The sequence below is a fragment of the Moraxella sp. genome (assembly GCF_024227015.1).
Classification (GTDB): Bacteria; Pseudomonadota; Gammaproteobacteria; order Pseudomonadales; family Moraxellaceae; genus Moraxella.
This window is the reverse complement of record NZ_JAAELD010000121.1, coordinates 1-925: the sequence shown is the minus strand read 5'-3', so window position 1 is coordinate 925 and position 925 is coordinate 1. Positions and strand designations below refer to the sequence as shown.

The following is a 925-nucleotide window of genomic DNA, read 5'->3' as shown; positions in this document are numbered from 1 at the left end:
GTGGTAATGTCGTTGTCCCCCAAGAAAATGCCCATTCCATTGACGCCGACAACCCCGCCAGTTTCTGCACATGCCTTGATCTGTTCGTCAGTGATGTTGCGCTGGTGTTTCCAAATTGCGCTCGGATTGGAATGAGAGAACACCACAGGTTTTGATGTGTGTGACATGATATCCATCGTGGTTTTAAAGCTCGTGTGTGAGCAGTCGATCACCACACCAATGCGGTTCATTTCCTCCACGATGGCTTTTCCAAAAGAAGTCAAACCGATATCATCATCATGACACCCGCCAGCGGCCTCATTATTGAGGTTGTAGGCAAAAAGCATCTGCCGAACACCCAGTCGATGGTAGAGGCCGATCATATTGATATCGCCATTTAGGGCATTCATGCCCTCTATGTCAAATGACACAGCCAGCTTGCCTTCTTTTTTGGCGTTTTCGACATCATCTATCTTGTTTACAAGAATGAAGCGATCGTCATTGGCCAAAACCCAATTGCGATACGCAGCAAGCGTTGCGATGGTTTGTTGCCAATCCATTACATCAAAACCGACATTGATGCTGACATAGTCAACGCTATTTTCGCGCCAAGCATCTAGCAGATTAAGATTGATCTTGGGATCCGGGAAAATTCCTGCATGCGCGTCCCATATAAAAGACTGAGCACACATCTGCTCTATGTCACTAAGATGCTTCGAATATTTCATACAGTGTCACCCTCCCGATGGCTATTTTTTAATGACCACCGTCCGGTAGATATAGTGTGCCATCCAAAATTTTTGTCGCAACCCCGCCCACTTGCAAGCGATTGATCGCCCCGTCCCTCAAGGTGACAACCGATCGAATACTGCTGGGTCTGTTCATTTCAAATCCCTGTTCGGCTAAAACGATAAGCTGTTCACCGCTGTCCGCATGCACGACTTCG

The 925-nt window shown here is 47.4% G+C and carries 2 protein-coding genes; both read right to left on the bottom strand.

Translation table 11 applies throughout. The features are described 5' to 3' along the window. Positions 1-707, bottom strand: a 707-nt coding sequence (locus tag GY683_RS02510; protein WP_297287243.1) for a membrane dipeptidase, incomplete at its 3' end; no start/stop codon positions are given. Between the two features lie 28 nt (positions 708-735). After that, positions 736-925: hypothetical protein (locus tag GY683_RS02505; RefSeq protein WP_297287242.1), on the bottom strand; the 190-nt coding region annotated here is incomplete at its 5' end.